This is a genomic window from Acetanaerobacterium elongatum (genome assembly GCF_900103835.1).
Classification (GTDB): Bacteria; Bacillota; Clostridia; order Oscillospirales; family Ruminococcaceae; genus Acetanaerobacterium; species Acetanaerobacterium elongatum.
This window is the reverse complement of sequence record NZ_FNID01000038.1, coordinates 22178-29434: the sequence shown is the minus strand read 5'-3', so window position 1 is coordinate 29434 and position 7257 is coordinate 22178. Positions and strand designations below refer to the sequence as shown.

The window sequence follows — 7257 nt, the reverse complement described above, 5'->3', positions numbered from 1 at the left end:
ATGATTACCAGTTCCATTTTTTCTTGTCGGTTTGTCCCTGTATTAAGCATTGATTTTTCCTCATTTCATGCGGTTTTCTTCCCTTCTATTATACCATATTTTTCATATATTTTCTCCCTTTTTTGCATAAAAATAGACCGCTGACTTGGACTTTGTCAGCGGTCTGAGGGAGCAGCTTTAAAACTGCTCCCTTTTTGCGCGCGGGTAGGCTTAGCCTATGTAAGCTCCTCGCGCGGTCTGCCCTCCGTTTGAAGACCAAAACTGATGGACAGTGCTCTGTCCACCCGCTCCATCGAGCCGTCATCCAGCTGCCCCATACGTTCCTTCAGCCTGCGTTTGTCGATGGTTCGTATCTGCTCCAGCAGCACCACCGATTCCTTTGAAAGTCCGCAGCCCTCGGATTCCAGGGTGATATGTGTCGGCAGCTTGTTCTTTTCCTTTTGGCTTGTAATTGCAGCGGCAATTACGGTAGGGCTGTATTTGTTTCCTACGTCGTTTTGAACTATCAGTACAGGTCTGATTCCGCCCTGTTCCGACCCTACAACAGGGCTTAGGTCGGCATAGTAGATATCTCCCCTTTTAACAGCCACGTTCTCACGCTCCGTTTTTTTAAGTTTCTTCATCCGGCTTTGCTCATCAGCTTATTACCGGCAACAATAGTTTTGCCGTAAACCTTGGTTGTTAATCATCTTTTGCTTCATTAGGGGAGAGAAAGAAGCAAAAAACAGGATTGCACCGTTCTGATGTGGCTTTTCAATCAGCCGGGTATCAGTATCAGTGCAGGTAAGTGATCAGCTCTCAATACAGTATATTCCGCACCTTGCCGATATGACAATACTCAGTGGTTTTAGACTTATTCAGCCTTTATTGTTGTTTACTATCTGCATCAATTATGGTATAATTATGTAATATAATACGACAAGTCTATCTTTAAAGATAATTTGCTAAGCGGCTTAGTATGTGAAGGAAGGTTTCAACAATGGAAAAACGGCTTTTTCAATCACACAGCATATTCCCAACACCCGATATCTTAAAAACAGCCGATTATTATGAAAAGGTCCTCGGCTTTATGGCGGTGCAGTATCTCGATGCCAAGGAACCGCATGTCTGCCTTTATCGTGATGATACCGAAATAATTCTTACCATAGCTAACGTACCTAGGGTAATGCCCAACCGGGAGTTATATGGCTACGGCTATGATGCCTATTTTATTACCGACCGGCAGGAGGCGCTGCAGCAGGAGTTTCTGGATGCGGGCGCGAAGGTGGTTCGGCCGCTTTCCAACACCGATTACCACAACCACGAATTTGTGGTGGAGGATATCGACGGGCGGTGGTTGGGCTTTGGCTTAAAGGGTATTTAACCTTAATAAACAACAGAGGTATGACATGGTTATTGAGAACACCAACCTTGCCAAGGGCTGCCTGAACGGTTCTGTGGTACTAATGACGGGCGGGGGAGGCGGCATTGGATATGAAGCCTCGCGCGCTTTAGTTTGGCTTGGGGCAACTGTAATTATCGCGGAGATTAACCGGGAGGCCGGTCAGCATGCGGCTGATCGTATTAACGCTGAACTGAATACCGATAGGGCTTGTTTTTATCCGATGGATATCAGTAAGGATGAACAGGTGGATGCCCTTTATACCTTTGCTGTCGATAAATTCGGCGGGGTGGATGTGCTATTCCACAATGCCACCGTAACGCCGGTCGGTGCGGTTGATACATTGAGTATTGAAGACTGGGATACCAGCTACGGTGTAAACCTTCGGGCACCCGTGATGCTGACAAAGCGTTTTTTGCCCCAGATGATGCAGCGTAACCGCGGTACGATTGTGTTTGTGCCCTCCTCGGGTGCCGCCCCCTATATGGGTGCCTACGAGGTGTTTAAAACAGCACAGGTAGAGTTGTGCAATACCTTGGCAGGCGAGCTTGAGGATGCCGATATTATCACCTATTCAATCGGCCCGGGGCTTGTAAAAACCGCTACCGCTGTTCGGGAGATCCAAAAGGTTGCGGCCTTGATGGGACTTTCGCCGGACGAATTTTACAAGATGAACGAAAGCAAGATGCTTGATGAAGAAACCGCCGGAGTAGGGTTTGCGGTATCGGTGGCTATGGCGCAGCGCTACAGAGGGCAGGAGATTGGTTCAATTCAGGCGCTGATTGACGCGGGAGTTTATCGAGGCGAGGATAACGGTGACACAGCACCGCAGGAGCTTACCCCCGAACAGTTCGGAATCATTACCACGGCTGCACGAAAGCTGGTGCAGACCTTTACCGAACAATATACCGGTTGGTTTGAGCGAAATGTCTTTGAGCGGCAGTGGGTATTGCGTGACTTTAAAAAGACCACCGGGATGTCGGCAGATGAAATGAAGGGCTGCATGGATACTATTAAGCAGCAGGCCGATACGGGGGATGCCGCAGGGATTGTCAAGCAGGCGATGCTGATGAAAAAACTCAAGCAGTATTACGAGCATCAATGTCATCTGTTGCAGGGCTACGAGAAGAATCCGCAAAAGCTGCGGGAGAACTCTGAAATTATTCAGGGGTGGATAAAGGATGTCGATACCATCCTAAGCTTACTTCGCTAAAGGATAAAATACATAAAGAGAAAACCGATGCCGCATCAACCTATGTTGATGCGGCATGTTGCATTTTGGAGTATTCTTATAGCACGATACATTTTAACGGAGGGTTTAATAAATGAATGCAACAGAAGCAATCAGCCGGGCGGAACTATTTATGCGCATAAAACAGGTTAATGAAATGCATACGCAGGATAAAACAATGCTCATAGAGGCACTCAGAAAACATTTTGGCGATGGGGTGCTGGACATTGTTGAACAGGCCGAATGCGAAAAGGCGCGGCAGCAATGGCGGGCTATCGCCTCACAGCAGCAGGACCACTCGATCGAAGCCTTGATCGCCTTATTGTGGGAGCCGCTGCGTTTTAGAGGTTGCGAATACAGCGTTGAAAAGCAGCCGGATGGTGTACAGATTCATTGCACAAAATGCCCGTTCTTTGATATGGCAAAGGAAACGGGCGCCACAGAATGGATGTACCGTCACACCTGTTGTACCGACCCAGCCATAACCGATGCCTTCAACCCTGCTATCGGATTAAAGCGCAGTAAGACATTAATGCAGGGTGACGATTGTTGTGACCATTTCTATTATTACAAGGCTTAAACCCCATTTTGCCGCGCCTTGAGCCTGCACAGATGTGTGGGCGTAATACCAAGATATGCCGCCGTCAAATGCTGCGGTATAAGCTGCTCATAACGACGGTATTGCTGCTGAAACTGTTCATACCGTTGCGCTGCCGGCATCACCGCATATTGCTGCATACGGTTTAAGGCAATCTCCAGTTCCTGTTCTGTCTTTTTCCGGCTAAGCTGCGCTAATCTAGGGTAACGGGCAAGCAGATGCTCAATATCGCTGTAACGCGCCTCCAGAATCACCGAAGGAGTAACGGCCCGTATACCTACATCGCTGGGCTTTTCGGTATCCAATACCGCCAGCAGATACTGCCCTTCGCCGATAAATTCCTTCACAAACAGTGTGCCGTCATTCTGCAAGGTATACATATAAAATAATCCGTTATTGATAAACCCTATTTTATTGCAGGGCTCGTCGATTTGAGCGAAGAATTCATCGGCTGCATAACGCTTTGGTGAAAAAAGCTGTGCAATGTCATCTATCTCTGTGCAGCTGAGCTTTAATGCTTCAAGGTGCTTGTATAGCATTTGATAACAGGATTCCACTCCAATCATCCCTCCCTGAAGAAGCAGCTTTTATAACAGTAAAATAGCGCAACTTGATATGGTATGTCAACTGTAAAAGCAACTGATTGCTTTTTAAAGGTGTAAACTGCTCAAATAGAATGGCTGCCTATAAACGTTTTGCACGCGTATGGGCAGCCATTTCAAATGCTGTATGTATTTTGCTTATCAGTCCTGCAGCTTAAAGGATGCAATCTGCTCCTTCAGCATCTTGGCCTGAGCAGACAGCTCCTCACTGGAGGCGGCACTTTCCTCGGCGGTTGCGGAGTTGTTTTGCACAACGGCAGAAATCTGCTCCACCCCGGCGTTAATCTGCTGAATGGCTTCAGCCTGATTGCTGGAGGCGCTCTCTATTCGCGTAATCACAACATTAATCTGTGCCGCAACCTTTTTAACCTCCTCCAGATATACCGCAGTGTCTTCGGCTATCTTAGCACCATTTTCTACCGCTTTACCCGAATTCTCTATTAAAACCGTCGTCTGCTTGGCTGATTCGGCGCATTTGGAGGCAAGGCTCCGAACCTCATCCGCAACCACCGCAAAGCCCTTTCCGGCTGCACCGGCTCTGGCAGCTTCAACCGCGGCATTCAGGGCAAGGATATTGGTCTGGAAAGAGATATCATCAATAACCTTGATAATTTTCGAGATTTGGTTGGAGGAATTACTGATTTCGGCCATGGATTTCAGCATCAGCTGCATCTGGTCGTTGCATTTGTTTACGCCGGCAGAGGCTTCCTCAATATGGCCTACAACCTGACGGATGCTTTCCGCATTCTCGGTTACCTGCGCAGATACCTCTTCCAGAGAGGCAGAAAGCTGTTCAACAGAGCTGGCCTGCTCAATCGAACCCTGCGACAGGGTCTGTGAGCCGATTGACACCTGTTCCGAGCCTGCCAGAACCTGCTCGGCGGCAATGTTGATGTTGCTTAATATCTTATTCAGCTTTTCACTTGTCTGCTTTAGGGCAATACCAAGGGTATCCTGTTCAGAGCGGGGGGTAACCTCTACGCTTAAATCTCCGTCGGCGATGGAGGAAACGATATCGGCTTGTTCCTTAATGCCTGTAATCATGCGGTTAAACGCGCTGGCAAGCATACCGGTTTCGTCATCGCTGTCGGCATCAACCGAAATATTGGTATTGCCCAGCGCCAGTTCATCCGCAGCCGCAACAACCTGTGCAATGGGCTGACTGATTCTCTTGGCAATCAAGCTGCCAAGGAATATTGCTGTAAAAATCCCCAGCAGCATTACCACACCCAAAATGATTATTAATATCAATGCCAACAGCTTATTTGACTCATTAATCTTGGATGCATTTTCAATCTTATTCTCCAGACACTGATTAAAATTAGAACTGATTTTATTGATAGGCTCGGTTAATTCGGAGCCGACATCTCTCGTTTGTACGATATTTCCGCTTTGCGCTGCTTTGAATATTTTTTCGGCTCCGGGTATGAGCTTTTCGGTATACAGTTGTTTTGCCTCAGCCGCGAGTTTGATGCTTTCACTGCTTGAAATTGTTGGCATATAGGCATCCATTGCCTCGGTCATCTTAGCTTTTAATCCCTCGAATTCCTTTTGTGCGGAATTCAATTTCTCGGCATTATCGGCCCATAATGCCGCAGTACGCATTTGAATACGTATTTGGCTGATGGTATCAATAATTACTGTCAGGTCATGAAGGGGAGCGGTTTGCTTTTCAAACATTTTCTCACTGGCGGCGTTAAGCTGAATCATGCCGAAAATACCTACCGCTCCTACAAGTGCAGTGATAATACAGACTGCCAGAAAGCCAGAGATCAGCTTGCGTTTGATCGATAAATCCTTTAACCTTTTCACGACGATTCCTCCATTTGTAGTAGGTTGATAATAAAAAGCCATGGCTGCTTAGCCATAGCTCGTTTACGAAATATGGTAGCCCAGCTGTCATAGTAAAAAACCTTAGACCTGAAGCTTTGCGTCCCAACCTTTCGGAAGGTTTGCCTTTACATAATTATATTGAGTTTTGGAGGTAGGTTGTTACCCTAATTATGATTGTTTGACATTAAAATGTCAATAGAAATGTGAAAATATTGTCGAATTTTAGGTGGACTATACCGGATTTATGTTGCATTTTTTTGTTTATTAAAGCAGACTTCTATGATATAATCAAAAATACTACATATATGGGATCGTAAGGAGTATACCGGGTATGAAAAAGTTATTTGTATTTCTGGTATCATTGATTACAATGATGTCCATTACAGGATGTGTAAATAACGCGGCGGCAGCAGTCAGCAGTGTGGAAGTATCCTCCGTTTCGTCTTCAGAAGCGGCATCCTCTGCCGCAGTAGTCGAAAGCAGTGTATCGGCCGCGTCAGAGGGCAGTTCGCAAAAAGCGCCTTGGCCCACTCAGGAGTGGAGCAAAGCATCCCCGAAGGAGCAGGGACTAAACCCTGACATTCTTGCAAAGGCTGACGCACGTATTGCCGAAAACTACCCCAATGTTTACAGCTTGCTGGTGGTTCGGCACGGGTATCTGGTTTACGAGAAGTATTATCAGGGTATGAGTGCCGAGAACGCCAACCCGGTTTATTCCGTTACAAAGAGTGTGCTTTCGGCTTTAACGGGTATTGCGATTCGTGAAAGGCTTATAACCGGGATCGATCAGAAGGTGTCTGAGCTTCTGCCGGATTATTACAAAGATATTGATGATATCCGTAAGAAGGATATTACGGTTAAGAACGTACTCACTATGAGCGGCGGCTTAGAGAGCATCGACAAAGATTATTACTCCTTCTTCTCCAGCCCCGATTGGTTTGCCTACACCCTAAAGAAGCCTCTCGTGGATAAGCCGGGGGAAAAGTTTGTTTATAATACCGGGCTTACTCATTTCCTTTCCCGTATCATTACAAATACCTCGGGCATCAGTACAAAGGATTTTGCCCAGAAATATCTGTTCTCGCAGATTGGTATCAACGCAAAGAATTGGGATAAGGATTCCACCGGCTGTTACGGCGGCGGCGCCGGATTGTATTTAACCCCGCAGGACATGGCCAGGTTCGGCTACCTCTACCTGAACAACGGCATATGGGATGGAAAGCAGGTAATCCCCGCCGAGTGGGTAAAGGAATCTTCAACAAAGCAGATTTCCGTTGAAAACGGGGTGGATTACGGCTATCTCTTCTGGATGAGGAAAACGACGAATACTGCAACAGGAAAAGATATCTTTACCTATCAGGCTGACGGTGCCGGCGGGCAGAAGATTATCATCTTCCCCGAACAGAATATGGTAGCCGTGGTTACCGCCGGTGTTAATCTGTCGTCGAAAGACGGGCTAGATACGCAGCGTATTGTCGCCGACTTTGTGGCGCAGGCGGTGGTTGAATAAAGCCAGGGGCAGTGTTATGAACACAAGAGGGAATCAGACAATACTAAAAGAAAATCAGAAGCATAAAAGTCACCTGCAGCCGCCAAGATATAGGGCGAAACC

7 protein-coding genes and 1 riboswitch are annotated in these 7257 nt (G+C 47.0%); of the genes, 4 read left to right on the top strand and 3 right to left on the bottom strand.

All coding sequences use genetic code 11. The annotated features are described in order from the left end of the window. Positions 1-215: 215 nt before the first annotated feature. Positions 216-590 (bottom strand): type II toxin-antitoxin system PemK/MazF family toxin, encoded by a 375-nt coding sequence (locus BLR50_RS12205; protein ID WP_092642733.1) that lies wholly within the window; start codon positions 588-590, stop codon positions 216-218. A 389-nt stretch (positions 591-979) separates the two neighbouring features. On the opposite strand from BLR50_RS12205, the gene BLR50_RS12200 reads away from it, so the two are divergent. The 3 genes from BLR50_RS12200 (at position 980) to BLR50_RS12190 (ending at position 3192) form a co-directional block, all read left to right on the top strand. Next, the gene (locus BLR50_RS12200; protein ID WP_092642724.1) at positions 980-1363 is read left to right on the top strand and encodes a VOC family protein; all 384 of its coding nucleotides are present in this window, start codon (positions 980-982) and stop codon (positions 1361-1363) included. Between the two features lie 25 nt (positions 1364-1388). After that, positions 1389-2594: an SDR family NAD(P)-dependent oxidoreductase gene (locus BLR50_RS12195; protein ID WP_092642721.1), complete on the top strand. Its 1206-nt coding sequence runs from the start codon at positions 1389-1391 to the stop codon at positions 2592-2594. Positions 2595-2706: 112 nt separating this feature from the next. Then, positions 2707-3192, top strand: coding sequence for an L-2-amino-thiazoline-4-carboxylic acid hydrolase (locus BLR50_RS12190; protein WP_092642718.1), 486 nt, complete (start codon positions 2707-2709; stop codon positions 3190-3192). Here BLR50_RS12190 and BLR50_RS12185 read toward each other — a convergent pair. Continuing rightward, positions 3189-3767: a Crp/Fnr family transcriptional regulator gene (locus BLR50_RS12185; protein ID WP_162840427.1), complete on the bottom strand. Its 579-nt coding sequence runs from the start codon at positions 3765-3767 to the stop codon at positions 3189-3191. The two genes, BLR50_RS12190 and BLR50_RS12185, sit on opposite strands and share 4 nt — an antisense overlap. A gap of 186 nt (positions 3768-3953) precedes the next feature. Next, the gene (locus tag BLR50_RS12180) at positions 3954-5624 is read right to left on the bottom strand and encodes a methyl-accepting chemotaxis protein (RefSeq protein WP_162840426.1); all 1671 of its coding nucleotides are present in this window, start codon (positions 5622-5624) and stop codon (positions 3954-3956) included. Positions 5625-5695: 71 nt separating this feature from the next. Next, positions 5696-5779, bottom strand: a riboswitch (cyclic di-GMP riboswitch). Positions 5780-5976: 197 nt separating this feature from the next. Between BLR50_RS12180 and BLR50_RS12175 the strand changes: the two genes are divergently transcribed. Further along, on the top strand, positions 5977-7155 hold the full coding sequence (locus BLR50_RS12175) for a serine hydrolase domain-containing protein (RefSeq protein ID WP_092642709.1): 1179 nt from the start codon (positions 5977-5979) through the stop codon (positions 7153-7155). Positions 7156-7257: the final 102 nt, after the last annotated feature.